This is a genomic window from Citrobacter sp. RHBSTW-00887 (genome assembly GCF_013728095.1).
Lineage (GTDB): Bacteria > Pseudomonadota > Gammaproteobacteria > Enterobacterales > Enterobacteriaceae > Citrobacter > Citrobacter braakii.
In genome coordinates, this window is sequence record NZ_CP056267.1 from 5294975 (window position 1) to 5311934 (window position 16960).

Sequence of the window (16960 nt, forward strand, 5' to 3'; positions counted from 1 at the left end):
CTTACAACAGAGAGGCGACGCTTTCACGTACCTGTGCCGGCCATACGCCACACTGAACCTGACCAATGTGTGGTAATTGCAGCAACAGCATGGTCAGACGCGACTGCCCAATTCCTCCACCAATCGTCTGTGGCATTTCACCGCGCAGCAGCGCCTGATGCCATTCCAGACTCAGGCGATCTTCATCTCCGGTCAGAGACAGCTGATGTTTCAGAGCGTCAGCATCCACACGGATCCCCATAGAAGACAGCTCAAACGCATCCTCCAGTACCGGGTTCCAGACCAAAATATCACCGTTCAGACCGGCGTGACCCAGCTCGGATGCTGAACTCCAGTCATCATAATCCGGCGCACGTACATCATGGCGGTGACCGTCGCTGAGCTTGCCGCCGATCCCCACCAGGAATACCGCGCCCAGTTCTTTAGCAATCGCACGTTCACGACCTTTTGCGTCAAGACCAGGATAACGAGATAACAGTTCCTGGCTATGAACAAAGTGAATCTGCTCTGGCAGGAACGGTGCCAGACCAAACTCTTTGCTCACCGCAGCTTCGGTAGCCTTAATTCCCGCCCAGATAGCCTCTACCGTGCTTTTCAGAGTGGAGAATTGACGCTCGCCGTCGCCCATCACGCGCTCCCAGTCCCACTGGTCAACATACACTGAGTGCAGCGGGGAAAGGCGATCTTCATCGGGACGCAGGGCCTTCATATGCGTGTACAGCCCTTCGCCTGCGCTAAAGTCGTGTTGTCCTAATGTTTGACGCTTCCACTTCGCCAGTGAATGAACCACTTCGAATTGAGCGTCTGGCAATGCTTTAACCTTCACCTGCACCGCTTTTTCACAGCCCGACAAGTTATCTTGCGTGCCATCTCCTACGCGGCTGAGGATCGGAGCCTGAACTTCGATCAGACCTAAACGCTCTTCCAGCTGACGAGAAAAATGGGATTTTACGAAGCTAATTTGACGTTGTTTGGCAATGTAAGCGGTTTTCATTATGTGTACTCCTGTGTCCTGTTGCCTATGATTAAGCAACAGAATGTAGGTAATATTCAATAATCAACAAACAAAAAGCCGACTTCGATTTTGATTCGTTAAAATTAACGTCTAAAATAGAGGGAATCATTAATCTACATAAGAAAAACCTATGGAAAATTATCAGATCGACAATCTGGACCGCGGCATTCTTGACGCCCTGATGGAAAATGCCCGAACGGCCTATGCCGAATTGGCCAAACAGTTCGGCGTGAGCCCGGGGACAATTCACGTTCGCGTAGAGAAGATGAAGCAGGCCGGGATTATTACCGGCGCGCGGATTGATGTTAGTCCCAAACAGTTGGGCTATGACGTCGGCTGCTTTATCGGCATCATCCTGAAAAGTGCGAAAGACTATCCGTCAGCGTTGGCCAGACTGGAAAGCCTCGATGAGGTGACCGAAGCGTATTACACCACCGGGCACTACAGCATCTTTATAAAGGTGATGTGCAAGTCGATCGACGCGTTACAGCAGGTACTTATCAACAAGATCCAAACAATTGACGAAATTCAGTCCACGGAGACCCTGATCGTCCTGCAAAACCCGATCATGCGTACAATCAAGCCATGATCGCTTTTTTTTAATCCCCTATTTTTCCACAGGTAGATCCCAGCTCGCTCACAGCGTACAATACGCCCTCTTTATAAAGGTGGGCGATCATGGCAGAAATCACTCTTATCAGCGGCAGCACGCTTGGCAGTGCGGAATATGTAGCAGAGCATCTGGCTGAAAAACTGGACGACGCGGGTTTTTCCAGCGAAATACTGCATGGGCCAATGCTTGAAGAGGTCCCGACTGATGGGATCTGGCTGATTATTAGCTCCACGCACGGTGCGGGAGACATTCCTGACAACCTGCAGCCTTTATATGATGCCTTATGCGAGCAAAAACCGGACCTTTCACAAGTGCACTTTGGTGCAATCGGGATCGGCAGTCGTGAATATGACACCTTTTGCGGCGCAATCGACAAGCTGGAAGCCGAACTGAAAGCCTGCGGGGCAAAACAGATCGGCGAAACGCTCAGGATCAACGTACTGGAACATGAAATTCCGGAAGATCCGGCTGAAATTTGGCTGGGATCCTGGCATCCATTGCTCAGAGATTTGTAAAGATCGTACTTTTTTATGTGGATAACTCTGGTTAAAAGCTTGGATCAACCGGTAGTTATCCCAAGAACAACCGTTGTTCAGTTTTTGAGTTGTGTATAACCCTTCATTCTGCTCCCAGCTTATACGGGCCAGGATCACCGATCATTCACAGCTAATGATCCTCAACAACCTGTTGATCTTATTCAAAGGATCGCCCTTATCCACAGAAAGTTGCGATCCTAATAAGAGATCACAATAAAACAGATCTCTAAATAAAAAGATCTTCTTTTTAATACCCAGGATCCCAGGGCTTTCTCGATCGACTAAAGTTGAGTAGAATCCACGGCCCGGGCTTCAATCCACTTTCACACCGCGTTATGCGAGGCAATTACCATGTTTTATCAGGATCCTTTTGACGTCATCATCATTGGCGGGGGTCATGCAGGCACCGAGGCCGCAATGGCCGCGGCGCGAATGGGTCAACAGACTCTGCTTTTGACACACAATATCGACACTCTGGGACAGATGAGCTGCAACCCGGCGATCGGCGGTATTGGGAAGGGACACCTGGTAAAAGAAGTGGATGCGCTTGGTGGGTTGATGGCAAAAGCGATCGACCATGCAGGTATCCAGTTTAGGATACTAAACGCCAGCAAAGGGCCAGCCGTTCGTGCTACCCGAGCTCAGGCCGACCGTGTGCTCTATCGCCAGGCAGTACGCACCGCACTCGAGAATCAACCCAATCTGATGATCTTCCAACAGGCAGTTGAAGATCTGATTGTTGAAAACGATCGTGTAGTGGGTGCAGTGACCCAAATGGGACTGAAGTTCCGTGCCAAAGCGGTTGTGTTAACCGTAGGGACTTTTCTTGACGGCAAAATTCATATTGGTCTGGACAACTACAGCGGCGGCCGTGCTGGCGATCCGCCGTCTATCCCGCTGTCACGCCGTCTGCGTGAACTGCCTTTGCGCGTCAGCCGCCTGAAAACCGGTACGCCGCCGCGTATCGATGCACGCACTATTGATTTCAGCGTGCTCGGCCAGCAAAACAGCGATAACCCGATGCCGGTCTTCTCATTCCTGGGCGATGCTTCTCAACATCCGCGTCAGATGCCGTGTTACATCACGCATACCAATGAGAGAACCCATGACGTGATCCGCAATAACCTCGATCGTAGCCCGATGTACGCAGGCGTGATCGAAGGTATCGGTCCGCGCTACTGCCCGTCGATCGAAGACAAAGTGATGCGCTTTGCCGATCGTAATCAGCATCAGATCTTCCTCGAACCGGAAGGACTGACGTCTAATGAAATTTATCCGAATGGTATCTCCACCAGCTTGCCGTTCGATGTGCAGATGCAAATTGTCCGCTCCATGCAGGGTATGGAAAATGCCAGAATCGTCCGTCCTGGCTACGCGATTGAGTATGATTTCTTCGATCCGCGCGACCTGAAACCCACTCTGGAAAGCAAATTCATCCAGGGTCTGTTCTTTGCGGGCCAGATTAACGGTACTACCGGTTACGAAGAAGCTGCCGCGCAAGGGATGCTGGCGGGTCTGAACGCCGCACGCTTGTCTGCTGAGAAAGACGGCTGGGCGCCGCGTCGCGATCAGGCTTATCTTGGTGTACTGGTGGACGATCTGTGTACGCTTGGCACCAAAGAACCGTACCGCATGTTCACCTCACGCGCAGAATACCGTTTGATGCTGCGCGAAGATAACGCCGACCTGCGTCTGACCGAAATTGGTCGCGAACTGGGTCTGGTGGACGACGAGCGCTGGGCTCGTTTCAACGAGAAGCTGGAGCGTATTGAACAGGAACGTCAGCGTCTCAAATCAACCTGGGTAAATCCGTTAGCGGAATCTGCAGCAGAAGTGAATGCTCACCTGGCTACGCCTTTGTCACGTGAAGCCAGCGGTGAAGATCTTCTGCGCCGCCCGGATATGACCTATGCTCAGTTGACCTCTTTATCTGCGTTCGCACCAGCGCTCGACGATGCTCAGGCCGCGGAACAGGTTGAGATTCAGGTGAAATACGAAGGGTATATCGCCCGTCAGCAGGAAGAAATCGAAAGACAACAGCGTAATGAGAACACCCTGTTGCCTGCAACGCTGGATTATCGTCAGGTCTCAGGCTTGTCGAATGAAGTTATCGCCAAGCTGAACGATCACAAACCGGTATCGATCGGCCAGGCATCGCGTATTTCTGGCGTAACGCCTGCCGCCATTTCCATTCTGCTGGTATGGCTGAAGAAACAAGGTATGCTGCGCCGCAGCGCTTGATAACACTATTTTGGCGGCGGGCGCTTCGCCTGCCCGCCCTACAAATTTGTAGTCCCGATAAGCTATAGCGCATCGGGAAATTGATTATGAACAGGTAACGACCGTGCTCAACAAACTCTCTCGTCTGCTGGCTGATGCTGGTATTTCTCTTACCGATCACCAGAAAAATCAGCTGATTGCGTATGTCGATATGCTGCACAAATGGAACAAAGCGTACAACTTGACGTCGGTACGGGATCCCAACGAAATGCTGGTGCGCCATATTCTGGACAGTATTGTCGTCGCGCCGTATCTGAAGGGGGAGCGTTTTATCGACGTGGGTACGGGACCGGGCCTGCCGGGTATTCCTCTCTCTATCGTGCGCCCAGAAGCGCATTTCACACTGCTGGATAGTCTGGGAAAACGCGTCCGTTTCTTGCGTCAGGTGCAGCATGAGCTTGCGCTTACTAACATCACTCCTGTGCAAAGTCGCGTTGAAGAATTCCCTTCAGAGCCGCCGTTCGATGGGGTAATTAGCCGTGCGTTCGCGTCACTTACTGATATGGTGAGTTGGTGCCATCATTTGCCTGGCCTGGATGGGCGTTTTTATGCGCTAAAAGGGCAGTTGCCAGAAGACGAAATTGCTTCGTTGCCTGCAGAATTCAGCGTCGAGTCGGTCGAAAAATTACGCGTTCCGCAACTGGATGGTGAACGTCATCTGGTGGTTATTAAGCCAAACAAAATTTAATTTTTATCAAAAAAAATAGAAAAAAAACGGCTATTCAGGTGTTAAAAGTCATAGGGAATAGTGTGGTTAAATGTCGTTACAATTCACTAGCGCCTTACGGTTTTGCATCATAACTATAACGTACCGTTTTTTGTTAAAAGCGAAACAAGTCAGCTGTGAAAATATCAGTCTGCTAAAAATAGAACGTAAGAACCACCCGTTGTGTTAATTTTTTATTATAAATGTCAATGCGTGGTTTTTTTGTTGTTAGCTGTTGTTTTTGAAATAGTGGCTATTTTTACGCTTAAATATCAAAAAGATGAAAAGGCATCATTTGCCACGTAAATAAATTATGCGAAGGTGAATATGTTCAATATGTGATCTGGTGCACGCTTTGCCGCCAGTATTTACGCGGCATTTGCAGTTTTGCATGATCGTTCACAGTTTGCTTAAAAGTGATAAATGTGGGGTAGCGAAAAATATTTAAACATTTATTCACTTTTTAGCTACTTATTGTTTGAAATCACGAAGGCGCACCGTATAATTTGACCGCTTTTTGATGCTTGACTCTAAGCCATAAAGAACGTTTTATACGACACGCGGCATACCTCGAAGGGAGCAGGAGTAAAAACGTGATGTCTATGTCGCTCTTGAGTCGAAACGTTGCTCGTAAGCTTTTGCTCACACAGTTTCTGGCGGTAATAGCAAGTGGATTGCTGTTTAGCCTCAAAGACCCTTTCTGGGGCATCTCCGCATTGTGCGGTGGATTGGCAGTGTTACTGCCTAATGTGTTGTTTATGATATTTGCCTGGCGTCACCAGGCGCATACACCAGCTAAAGGCCGAGTAGCCTGGACGTTCGCCTTCGGCGAAGCCTTCAAGGTGTTAGCTATGCTGGTTTTGCTGGTGGTGGCGTTGGCTGTTTTGAAAGCGGTATTCATGCCGCTGATCGTTACGTGGGTTTTGGTGCTGGTGGTTCAGATACTGGCGCCGGCTGTAATTAACAACAAAGGGTAAAGGCATCATGGCTTCAGAAAATATGACGCCGCAGGATTACATAGGACACCATCTGAATAACCTTCAGTTGGACCTACGTACATTCTCGCTGGTGGATCCGCACAACCCCCCAGCCACCTTCTGGACGCTCAATATTGACTCCATTTTCTTCTCGGTGGTTCTGGGTCTGTTGTTCCTGCTTATGTTCCGTAGCGTAGCTAAAAAGGCGACCAGCGGCGTACCAGGTAAATTTCAGACCGCGATTGAGCTGGTAATCGGCTTTGTGCATGGTAGCGTGAAAGACATGTACCATGGCAAAAGCAAGCTGATTGCTCCGCTGGCCCTGACGATTTTCGTCTGGGTATTCCTGATGAACTTGATGGATTTACTGCCTATCGACCTGCTGCCGTACATCGGTGAGCATATCTTTGGCCTGCCGGCTCTGCGTGTGGTTCCGTCTGCTGACGTGAACATCACCCTGTCGATGGCTCTGGGCGTATTTATCCTCATTCTGTTCTACAGCATCAAAATGAAAGGCATCGGCGGCTTCGCGAAAGAGTTGACGCTGCAGCCGTTCAATCACTGGGCGTTCATCCCTGTCAACTTAATCCTTGAAGGGGTAAGCCTGCTGTCCAAACCAATTTCTCTTGGTCTGCGACTGTTCGGCAACATGTATGCCGGTGAGCTGATTTTCATTCTGATTGCTGGTCTGTTGCCGTGGTGGTCACAGTGGATCCTGAATGTGCCATGGGCCATTTTCCACATACTGATCATCACGCTGCAAGCCTTCATATTTATGGTTCTGACGATTGTCTATCTGTCGATGGCATCTGAAGAGCATTAATTTACCAACACTACTACGTTTTAACTGAAACAAACTGGAGACTGTCATGGAAAACCTGAATATGGATCTGCTGTACATTGCTGCCGCTGTGATGATGGGTCTGGCGGCAATCGGTGCTGCGATCGGTATCGGCATCCTCGGGGGTAAATTCCTGGAAGGCGCAGCGCGTCAACCGGATCTGATTCCTCTGCTGCGTACTCAGTTCTTTATCGTTATGGGTCTGGTGGATGCAATCCCAATGATCGCTGTAGGTCTGGGTCTGTACGTGATGTTTGCTGTCGCGTAGTAAGCGTTGCTTGAATTAAGAGCAATATCAGAACGTTAACTAGATAGAGGCATTGTGCTGTGAATCTTAACGCAACAATCCTCGGCCAGGCCATCGCGTTTGTCCTGTTCGTTCTGTTCTGCATGAAGTACGTATGGCCGCCTTTAATGGCTGCCATCGAAAAACGTCAAAAAGAAATTGCTGACGGCCTTGCTTCTGCAGAACGAGCACATAAGGATCTTGACCTTGCAAAGGCCAGCGCGACCGACCAGCTGAAAAAAGCGAAGGCGGAAGCTCAGGTAATCATTGAGCAGGCGAACAAACGCCGTGCTCAGATCCTGGACGAAGCTAAAACTGAAGCAGAGCAGGAACGTACTAAAATCGTGGCACAGGCGCAGGCGGAAATTGACGCCGAGCGTAAACGTGCTCGCGAAGAACTGCGTAAGCAAGTTGCTATCCTGGCTGTTGCTGGCGCCGAGAAGATCATCGAACGTTCCGTGGATGAAGCTGCTAATAGCGACATCGTGGACAAACTTGTCGCTGAACTGTAAGGAGGGAGGGGCTGATGTCTGAATTTATTACGGTAGCTCGCCCCTACGCCAAAGCAGCTTTTGACTTTGCCGTTGAGCACCAAAGCGTTGACCGTTGGCAGGGTATGCTGACGTTTGCCGCTGAGGTGACGAAAAACGAACAAATGGCAGAGCTTCTCTCTGGCGCGCTGGCGCCGGAAACGCTCGCTGAGTCGTTTATCGCCGTGTGCGGTGAGCAACTGGACGAAAGCGGCCAAAACCTGATTAGGGTAATGGCTGAAAATAACCGTCTGAATGCGCTCCCGGATGTTCTTGAGCAGTTTATTCATCTGCGTGCAGCTAGTGAGGCTATCTCTGAGGTAGAAGTCACTTCTGCCAATGCACTGAGTGATGAACAGCTTACGAAGATTAGTGCAGCGATGGAAAAACGTCTGTCACGCAAAGTTAAGCTGAATTGCAAAATCGATAAGTCTGTAATGGCAGGCGTAATCATCCGAGCGGGTGATATGGTCATTGATGGCAGCGTACGCGGCCGTCTTGAGCGCCTTGCAGACGTCTTGCAGTCTTAAGGGGACTGGAGCATGCAACTGAATTCCACCGAAATCAGCGAACTGATCAAGCAGCGCATTGCTCAGTTCAATGTTGTGAGCGAAGCTCACAACGAAGGTACTATTGTTTCTGTAAGTGACGGTGTTATCCGCATTCACGGCCTGGCCGATTGTATGCAGGGTGAGATGATTTCCCTGCCGGGTAACCGTTACGCTATCGCACTGAACCTGGAGCGCGACTCCGTAGGTGCCGTTGTCATGGGTCCATACGCTGACCTCGCCGAAGGCATGAAGGTTAAGTGTACGGGTCGTATTCTGGAAGTTCCGGTTGGCCGTGGCTTGCTGGGTCGTGTGGTGAACACTCTGGGTTCCCCAATTGACGGTAAAGGTCCGGTTGATAACGATGGCTTCTCGCCAATCGAAGTTATCGCACCAGGCGTAATCGAACGTCAGTCCGTCGACCAGCCAGTACAGACAGGTTATAAATCTGTTGATGCCATGATCCCAATCGGTCGTGGCCAGCGTGAGCTGATCATCGGTGACCGTCAGACAGGTAAAACCGCGATGGCAATCGACGCCATCATCAACCAGCGTGATTCCGGTATCAAATGTGTGTACGTGGCTATCGGCCAGAAAGCGTCCACCATTTCTAACGTGGTTCGTAAACTGGAAGAACACGGCGCACTGTCCAACACCATCGTTGTTGTGGCGACCGCGTCTGAATCTGCTGCTCTGCAATACCTGGCGCCATATGCCGGTTGCGCAATGGGCGAATACTTCCGTGACCGCGGTGAAGACGCGCTGATCGTTTACGATGACCTGTCTAAACAGGCTGTTGCTTACCGTCAGGTTTCCCTGCTGCTCCGTCGTCCACCAGGACGTGAAGCATTCCCGGGCGACGTATTTTACCTCCACTCCCGTCTGCTGGAGCGCGCATCCCGCGTAAACGCGGAATACGTTGAGAAGTTCACCAATGGTGAAGTTAAAGGTAAAACCGGCTCCCTGACCGCTCTGCCGATTATCGAAACCCAGGCGGGTGACGTTTCTGCGTTCGTTCCGACCAACGTAATTTCCATTACAGATGGTCAGATCTTCCTGGAAACCAACCTGTTCAACTCCGGTATTCGTCCGGCAGTTAACCCGGGTATCTCCGTATCTCGTGTAGGTGGTGCAGCGCAGACCAAGATCATCAAGAAACTGTCCGGTGGTATTCGTACCGCACTGGCGCAGTATCGTGAACTGGCAGCGTTTTCTCAGTTCGCTTCCGACCTGGATGAAGCTACTCGTAAGCAGCTGAGCCACGGTCAGAAAGTAACTGAACTGCTGAAGCAGAAACAGTATGCCCCAATGTCTGTAGCACAGCAGGGTGTGGTGCTGTTTGCGGCTGAACGCGGTTACCTCGAAGATGTGGAACTGGCGAAAATCGGTAGCTTCGAAGCCGCTCTGCTGGCTTACGTTGACCGTGACCACGCTCCGCTGATGCAAGAGATCAACCAGTCCGGTGGCTATAACGATGAAATCGAAGGCAAGCTGAAAGCTATCCTCGATTCCTTCAAGGCAACCCAGTCCTGGTAACGTCTGGCGGTCTGCTTTAGGGCGGACCGCAAGGCATTGAGGAGAAGCTCATGGCCGGCGCAAAAGAGATACGTAGTAAGATCGCAAGCGTCCAGAACACGCAGAAGATCACTAAAGCGATGGAGATGGTCGCCGCTTCCAAAATGCGTAAATCGCAGGATCGCATGGCGGCCAGCCGTCCTTATGCAGAGACCATGCGCAAAGTGATTGGTCACCTTGCGAATGGTAATCTGGAATATAAGCACCCTTACCTGGAAGAACGCGACGTTAAGCGCGTGGGCTACCTGGTGGTGTCGACCGACCGTGGTCTGTGCGGTGGCTTGAACATTAACCTGTTCAAAAAGCTGCTGGCGGATATGAAAGCATGGTCCGATAAAGGCGTTCAGTGCGATATCGCAATGATCGGCTCTAAGGGCGTGTCTTTCTTTAACTCCGTTGGCGGTAATGTGATTGCTCAGGTAACCGGCATGGGGGATAACCCTTCCCTGTCCGAACTGATCGGTCCGGTTAAAGTGATGCTGCAGGCCTACGATGAAGGTCGTCTGGACAGACTGTACGTTGTCAGCAACAAATTTATTAACACCATGTCTCAGACGCCAACCATCACCCAACTGCTGCCTCTGCCGGCATCAGATGATGATGAATTGAAGCGTAAATCCTGGGATTACCTGTATGAGCCAGACCCGAAAGCGCTGCTGGATACCCTGCTGCGTCGTTATGTCGAGTCTCAGGTTTATCAGGGCGTGGTAGAAAACCTGGCCAGCGAGCAGGCCGCACGTATGGTGGCGATGAAAGCCGCGACCGACAATGGCGGCAGCCTGATTAAAGAGCTGCAGTTGGTATACAACAAAGCTCGTCAGGCCAGCATTACTCAGGAACTCACCGAAATCGTCGGTGGTGCATCCGCGGTATAACCAGGTTAATTCGTAGAGGATTCAAGATGGCTACTGGAAAAATTGTCCAGGTAATCGGCGCCGTGGTTGACGTCGAATTCCCTCAGGATGCCGTACCGCGCGTGTACGATGCTCTTGAGGTTATGAATGGTAAAGAGAGCCTGGTGCTGGAAGTTCAGCAGCAGCTCGGCGGCGGTATCGTACGTACCATCGCCATGGGTTCTTCCGACGGTCTGCGTCGTGGTCTGGAAGTCAAAGATCTCGAGCACCCGATCGAAGTCCCGGTAGGTAAAGCAACTCTGGGTCGTATCATGAACGTCCTGGGTCACCCGATCGACATGAAAGGCGATATCGGTGAAGAAGAGCGTTGGGCTATCCACCGCGCGGCACCTTCCTATGAAGAGCTGTCCAGCTCTCAGGAACTGCTGGAAACCGGCATCAAAGTTATCGACCTGATGTGTCCGTTCGCTAAGGGCGGTAAAGTTGGTCTGTTCGGTGGTGCGGGTGTAGGTAAAACCGTAAACATGATGGAGCTGATCCGTAACATCGCGATCGAACACTCCGGTTACTCCGTGTTTGCGGGCGTGGGTGAACGTACTCGTGAGGGTAACGACTTCTACCACGAAATGACTGACTCCAACGTTCTGGACAAAGTATCCCTGGTATATGGCCAGATGAACGAGCCGCCGGGAAACCGTCTGCGCGTTGCTCTGACCGGTCTGACCATGGCTGAGAAGTTCCGTGACGAAGGTCGTGACGTTCTGCTGTTCGTTGATAACATCTATCGTTACACCCTGGCCGGTACAGAAGTATCCGCTCTGCTGGGTCGTATGCCATCAGCGGTAGGCTACCAGCCGACCCTGGCGGAAGAGATGGGTGTTCTTCAGGAACGTATCACCTCTACCAAAACCGGTTCTATCACCTCCGTTCAGGCGGTATACGTACCTGCGGATGACTTGACTGACCCATCCCCAGCAACCACCTTTGCTCACTTAGATGCAACCGTGGTACTGAGCCGTCAGATCGCCTCTCTGGGTATCTACCCTGCAGTTGACCCGCTGGACTCCACCAGCCGTCAGCTGGATCCGCTGGTTGTTGGTCAGGAACACTACGACACCGCGCGTGGCGTACAGTCTCTGCTGCAGCGTTATCAGGAACTGAAAGACATCATCGCCATCCTGGGTATGGATGAACTGTCTGAAGAAGACAAGCTGGTGGTAGCACGCGCACGTAAAATTCAGCGCTTCCTGTCCCAGCCGTTCTTCGTTGCGGAAGTATTCACCGGTTCTCCAGGTAAATACGTATCCCTGAAAGACACCATCCGTGGCTTTAAAGGCATCATGGAAGGCGAATACGACCACCTGCCAGAGCAGGCGTTCTACATGGTTGGTTCTATCGACGAAGCCGTGGAAAAAGCCAAAAAACTTTAACGCCTTAATCGGAGGGTGATATGGCAATGACTTACCACCTGGACGTCGTCAGCGCAGAGCAGCAAATGTTCTCTGGTCTGGTCGAAAAAATCCAGGTAACGGGTAGTGAAGGTGAACTGGGTATTTTCCCGGGTCACGCACCGCTGCTCACCGCCATTAAGCCTGGTATGATCCGCATCGTTAAACAGTTCGGTCATGAAGAGTTTATCTATCTGTCTGGCGGCATTCTCGAAGTGCAGCCTGGCAGCGTGACCGTTCTGGCTGATACCGCGATTCGCGGACAGGATCTCGATGAAGCGAGAGCCCTGGAAGCGAAGCGTAAGGCTGAAGAGCACATTAAGAGCTCTCATGGTGACGTGGATTACGCTCAGGCATCTGCGGAACTGGCCAAAGCGATCGCGAAACTGCGCGTTATCGAGTTGACCAAAAAAGCGATGTAACACCGGCTTGAAAAGCACAAAAGCCAGTCTGGTTGCCAGGCTGGCTTTTTTTATGGTTTTGTTTCAGTGAAAGTGGAACTAAAAAGCTGTTTTATTATTTTGTGATTTGTGTCACAAAAATATTGATCGGTTAAAAAATGAGGCGTAGACTCTTTTTTGTGTGATGTGTGTCACATAATTAACTCAGATAAAAACAGGATACCAACATGAAACTGATTAATAAAATCATCGCCCTTTTCAGCAGCATGGAAGTTTAGTCTTCCCGACCTGCTCTGTGGCGCGATGCTTCATACGGTTATCAGCACGCGCCAGCTGTTATTAAATCCCACTCCTCCGCTTTATCGTTTGTCCTCTTCCCTTTTAAAACTCTATTTTCCCTGTCTGTTTTTTCTGCTTCTCGCTGAATCACATTAATAAAATTATACTTTTCTTTTGTAACTCTTTATTCATGCAGTAAAAAAATAGCAAAAACATTAACCTAGGCTTTAATAAGAGCAGCCTCCTGGTTTTTGGGAGACAAAAGACGCCGAAATAGACGAAAATAGAGAGTTATCAGAGGGGAAATTTCCCCGATTGAACGTTTTATCTTCGGTCCATTTTACGATGAAAAAAATGTAGTATTTTCAATGTGAAACGGTATAAATTCGTTCTCAAATTACAGTCAGGACGTGTATGTTGAATAATGCTATGAGCGTCGTGATCCTTGCCGCAGGCAAAGGCACGCGTATGTATTCCGATCTCCCTAAAGTGCTGCATACCCTCGCAGGAAAGCCGATGGTTCAGCATGTCATTGATGCCGCTAATGAATTAGGTGCGACTCACGTACATCTGGTCTACGGGCACGGTGGTGATTTGCTTAAGCAGACGCTGAAAGATGGCAATCTAAACTGGATTCTGCAGGCAGAGCAGTTGGGGACCGGCCATGCAATGCAGCAGGCAGCGCCATTCTTTGGTGATGACGAAGACATTTTAATGCTCTATGGCGATGTGCCGCTGATCTCTACCGATACCTTACGTAGCCTGCGTGATGCTAAACCGCAGGGCGGCATCGGCCTGTTAACGGTAAAACTGGATGATCCATCCGGCTATGGGCGTATTACGCGTGAGAACGGTAACGTCACCGGTATCGTCGAGCATAAAGATGCAACTGACGAGCAGCGCCAAATCCAGGAAATCAACACCGGTATTCTGATTGCCAATGGCGCTGATATGAAGCGCTGGCTGTCCAGACTCACCAATAACAATGCGCAGGGTGAATACTACATCACCGATATCATTGCGATGGCGTATCAGGAAGGACGCGAAATTGCTGCGGTACATCCGGCACGTATTAGCGAAACGGAAGGGGTGAATAACCGTCTTCAGTTATCCCGTCTGGAGCGTGTTTATCAGTCTGAGCAAGCAGAGAAACTGTTGTTGGCGGGCGTGATGCTGCGCGATCCTGCACGTTTTGATCTTCGCGGTACGCTTATTCACGGGCGCGATGTTGAAATTGATACTAACGTTATCATTGAAGGTAACGTAACCGTTGGGGATCGCGTCAAGATTGGTGCTGGCTGTATCATCAAAAACAGCGTGATTGGTGAAGGTTGTGAGCTTAGCCCATACAGTGTGGTGGAAGATGCCCATCTGGAAGCCGCCTGCACCATCGGTCCATTCGCGCGTCTGCGCCCGGGTGCTGAGCTGCAGGAAGGCGCGCACGTGGGTAACTTCGTCGAAATGAAAAAAGCGCGTCTGGGTAAAGGTTCTAAAGCTGGTCATCTAACCTATCTGGGCGATGCGGAAATTGGCGATAATGTGAATATCGGCGCGGGTACGATTACCTGCAACTACGATGGTGCCAATAAGTTTAAAACCATTATTGGTGATGATGTGTTTGTGGGTTCTGATACTCAGTTGGTGGCGCCTGTCACCGTGGGTAAAGGTGCCACCATCGCTGCTGGCACTACCGTAACGCGTAATGTCGCCGATAACGAACTGGTATTAAGCCGTGTACCTCAGGTCCATAAACAGGGCTGGCAGCGTCCGGTGAAGAAGAAGTAAGTGATTTTTGCCGGATGGCGGCCTACGTGCGGTGACGTTCTGTAGGCCTGATAAGCGTAAGCGCCATCAGGCAGACAAGAGATGAGGGGATAACATAATCCTCCGCTCAACAAGCAGTACCATAAAAATAACCCCACTCTCTACAAGGCTCGGGGCGCCCGGAAAGGGCAAATACAGGTCAGCGACAACGACAGGCAAATGCCTAAATTCGGAATCAAAAAATATGTGTGGAATTGTTGGCGCTATCGCGCAGCGTGATGTAGCTGAAATCCTTCTCGAAGGTTTACGTCGTCTGGAATATCGTGGTTATGACTCTGCTGGTCTGGCCGTTGTCGATGCTGAAGGCAACATGACCCGTCTGCGTCGTCTGGGTAAAGTGCAGATGCTGACTGCTGCTGCGGAAGAACATCCGCTGCATGGTGGTACAGGTATCGCTCATACCCGTTGGGCGACACACGGTGAACCTTCAGAAGCGAACGCGCATCCCCATGTTTCTGAACACATTGTTGTGGTGCATAACGGCATCATTGAAAACCATGAGCCTCTGCGTGAACTACTGAAAACCCGTGGTTACACCTTTGTTTCTGAAACCGACACCGAAGTGATTGCTCACCTGGTGCATTGGGAACTGGAACAGGGTGGTACGCTGCGTGAAGCCGTACTGCGTACTATTCCACAGTTGCGCGGTGCCTATGGCACGGTGATCATGGATACCCGTAACCCGGAAACTCTGCTGGCGGCCCGTTCAGGTAGCCCGCTGGTGATTGGTCTGGGGATGGGGGAAAACTTTATCGCTTCCGATCAGTTGGCGTTGCTGCCGGTAACCCGTCGCTTTATCTTCCTGGAAGAAGGTGACATCGCAGAAGTGACCCGTCGTTCTGTCTCTATTTTCGACAAGTCTGGCGCACAAGTGAAGCGTCAGGATATCGAATCGAATCTGCAGTATGACGCGGGCGAAAAAGGTATTTATCGCCACTACATGCAGAAAGAGATCTACGAACAGCCGAACGCAATTAAAAATACGCTGACCGGTCGCATTAGTCACGGTGAAGTGGATTTAAGCGAGCTGGGTTCACGTGCCAACGAGTTGCTGTCTCAGGTTGAGCATATCCAGATTATCGCCTGCGGTACGTCCTACAACTCCGGTATGGTGTCCCGCTACTGGTTTGAATCGCTGGCTGGTATTCCTTGTGATGTCGAAATCGCTTCCGAGTTCCGCTATCGCAAATCCGCCGTGCGTCGTAACAGCCTGATGATTACCCTTTCCCAGTCCGGTGAAACGGCGGATACCCTGGCGGGTCTGCGCTTATCTAAAGAGCTGGGCTATCTGGGCTCGCTGGCTATTTGTAACGTACCGGGATCTTCTCTGGTGCGCGAATCCGACCTGGCGATGATGACCAATGCCGGTACCGAAATCGGTGTTGCCTCGACGAAAGCATTTACTACCCAACTGACCGTTCTGCTGATGCTGGTGGCGAAACTGTCTCGTCTGAAAGGCCTGGATGCGTCTATCGAGCAGGAGATCGTTCATGGTCTGCAGGCGCTGCCGAGCCGTATTGAGCAGATGCTGTCTCAGGACAAACGCATTGCCGCTCTGGCGGAAGGTTTCTCAGACAAACACCATGCGCTGTTCCTGGGGCGTGGCGATCAGTACCCGATTGCGCTGGAAGGCGCGCTGAAGCTGAAAGAGATCTCTTATATTCACGCTGAAGCATATGCTGCAGGCGAACTGAAACACGGTCCGCTGGCGCTGATTGATGCCGATATGCCGGTTATCGTAGTTGCACCGAACAACGAACTGTTGGAAAAACTGAAATCCAACATTGAAGAAGTTCGCGCTCGTGGCGGTCAGTTGTACGTCTTTGCGGACCAGGATGCTGGCTTTACCAGCAGCGAAAACATGCACATCATTGAGATGCCGCATGTGGAAGAGGTGATAGCACCGATCTTCTACACCGTTCCGCTGCAGTTGCTGGCGTATCACGTGGCGCTGATTAAAGGCACCGACGTGGACCAGCCGCGTAACCTGGCAAAGTCGGTTACCGTAGAGTAATCCGCACTTAACTGAACTGAAAATGCCCTGCTGCAAGCGGGGCATTTTTTTAGCTTGTTCTGTTTTTAATCAATTATCCCGCCTGTTTTATGTGACAAACCGTCATCTTCAACTACTGTTTTCAGTGTCATAAAAAGAAAATTTCAGCGAAATGTTATTGTCATGATGGTGATTAACATTCTGTTTTAAATGTATTTTTAGATAAAAAACTTCCCGAGTTTTTCATTGTCATA

General features: G+C 50.7%; 16 protein-coding genes. 15 read left to right on the top strand and 1 reads right to left on the bottom strand.

Annotation, left to right across the window (positions count from 1 at the left end; translation table 11 throughout):
- Position 1: 1 nt before the first annotated feature.
- Positions 2–994, bottom strand: a complete 993-nt coding sequence (gene asnA / locus HV314_RS25265; RefSeq protein ID WP_016155087.1) for an aspartate--ammonia ligase — start codon at positions 992–994, stop codon at positions 2–4.
- A gap of 151 nt (positions 995–1145) precedes the next feature.
- Between asnA and asnC the strand changes: the two genes are divergently transcribed.
- From asnC to glmS, 15 genes are all read left to right on the top strand, one after another.
- Positions 1146–1604, top strand: a complete 459-nt coding sequence (gene asnC, locus HV314_RS25270) for a transcriptional regulator AsnC (RefSeq protein WP_003023780.1) — start codon at positions 1146–1148, stop codon at positions 1602–1604.
- Between the two features lie 89 nt (positions 1605–1693).
- Positions 1694–2143 carry an FMN-binding protein MioC gene (mioC, locus tag HV314_RS25275; protein ID WP_016155086.1) on the top strand — a complete coding sequence of 150 codons (450 nt, stop codon included), beginning with the start codon at positions 1694–1696 and terminating at the stop codon, positions 2141–2143.
- Positions 2144–2515: 372 nt separating this feature from the next.
- Positions 2516–4405 carry a tRNA uridine-5-carboxymethylaminomethyl(34) synthesis enzyme MnmG gene (gene mnmG / locus HV314_RS25280; protein ID WP_016155085.1) on the top strand — a complete coding sequence of 630 codons (1890 nt, stop codon included), beginning with the start codon at positions 2516–2518 and terminating at the stop codon, positions 4403–4405.
- A 103-nt stretch (positions 4406–4508) separates the two neighbouring features.
- Complete coding sequence (rsmG, locus tag HV314_RS25285; protein WP_016155084.1) at positions 4509–5132, top strand: 16S rRNA (guanine(527)-N(7))-methyltransferase RsmG; 624 nt, start codon at positions 4509–4511, stop codon at positions 5130–5132.
- Positions 5133–5746: 614 nt separating this feature from the next.
- Entirely contained in the window at positions 5747–6127 is a 381-nt protein-coding gene (gene atpI, locus HV314_RS25290) for a F0F1 ATP synthase subunit I (RefSeq protein ID WP_003023790.1), read from the top strand.
- 7 nt (positions 6128–6134) lie between these two features.
- Positions 6135–6950, top strand: coding sequence for a F0F1 ATP synthase subunit A (gene atpB, locus HV314_RS25295; RefSeq protein ID WP_003023792.1), 816 nt, complete (start codon positions 6135–6137; stop codon positions 6948–6950).
- A gap of 46 nt (positions 6951–6996) precedes the next feature.
- Entirely contained in the window at positions 6997–7236 is a 240-nt protein-coding gene (gene atpE / locus HV314_RS25300) for a F0F1 ATP synthase subunit C (protein WP_003023794.1), read from the top strand.
- A 59-nt stretch (positions 7237–7295) separates the two neighbouring features.
- Entirely contained in the window at positions 7296–7766 is a 471-nt protein-coding gene (gene atpF, locus HV314_RS25305; RefSeq protein WP_003827022.1) for a F0F1 ATP synthase subunit B, read from the top strand.
- A gap of 14 nt (positions 7767–7780) precedes the next feature.
- A complete protein-coding gene (gene atpH / locus HV314_RS25310; protein WP_181546992.1) occupies positions 7781–8314 on the top strand; it encodes a F0F1 ATP synthase subunit delta in 534 nt (177 codons plus the stop codon).
- A 12-nt stretch (positions 8315–8326) separates the two neighbouring features.
- The gene (gene atpA / locus HV314_RS25315; protein ID WP_003023802.1) at positions 8327–9868 is read left to right on the top strand and encodes a F0F1 ATP synthase subunit alpha; all 1542 of its coding nucleotides are present in this window, start codon (positions 8327–8329) and stop codon (positions 9866–9868) included.
- A 50-nt stretch (positions 9869–9918) separates the two neighbouring features.
- Positions 9919–10782, top strand: a complete 864-nt coding sequence (gene atpG / locus HV314_RS25320) for a F0F1 ATP synthase subunit gamma (protein ID WP_016155083.1) — start codon at positions 9919–9921, stop codon at positions 10780–10782.
- Between the two features lie 26 nt (positions 10783–10808).
- Positions 10809–12191 carry a F0F1 ATP synthase subunit beta gene (atpD, locus tag HV314_RS25325; protein ID WP_003023806.1) on the top strand — a complete coding sequence of 461 codons (1383 nt, stop codon included), beginning with the start codon at positions 10809–10811 and terminating at the stop codon, positions 12189–12191.
- Between the two features lie 20 nt (positions 12192–12211).
- Positions 12212–12631 (top strand): F0F1 ATP synthase subunit epsilon, encoded by a 420-nt coding sequence (locus HV314_RS25330; protein ID WP_003023809.1) that lies wholly within the window; start codon positions 12212–12214, stop codon positions 12629–12631.
- 672 nt (positions 12632–13303) lie between these two features.
- Positions 13304–14674 (top strand): bifunctional UDP-N-acetylglucosamine diphosphorylase/glucosamine-1-phosphate N-acetyltransferase GlmU, encoded by a 1371-nt coding sequence (gene glmU / locus HV314_RS25335; protein ID WP_181546994.1) that lies wholly within the window; start codon positions 13304–13306, stop codon positions 14672–14674.
- 223 nt (positions 14675–14897) lie between these two features.
- Positions 14898–16727, top strand: a complete 1830-nt coding sequence (gene glmS, locus HV314_RS25340; protein ID WP_016155081.1) for a glutamine--fructose-6-phosphate transaminase (isomerizing) — start codon at positions 14898–14900, stop codon at positions 16725–16727.
- The last annotated feature ends 233 nt before the right edge of the window (positions 16728–16960 follow it).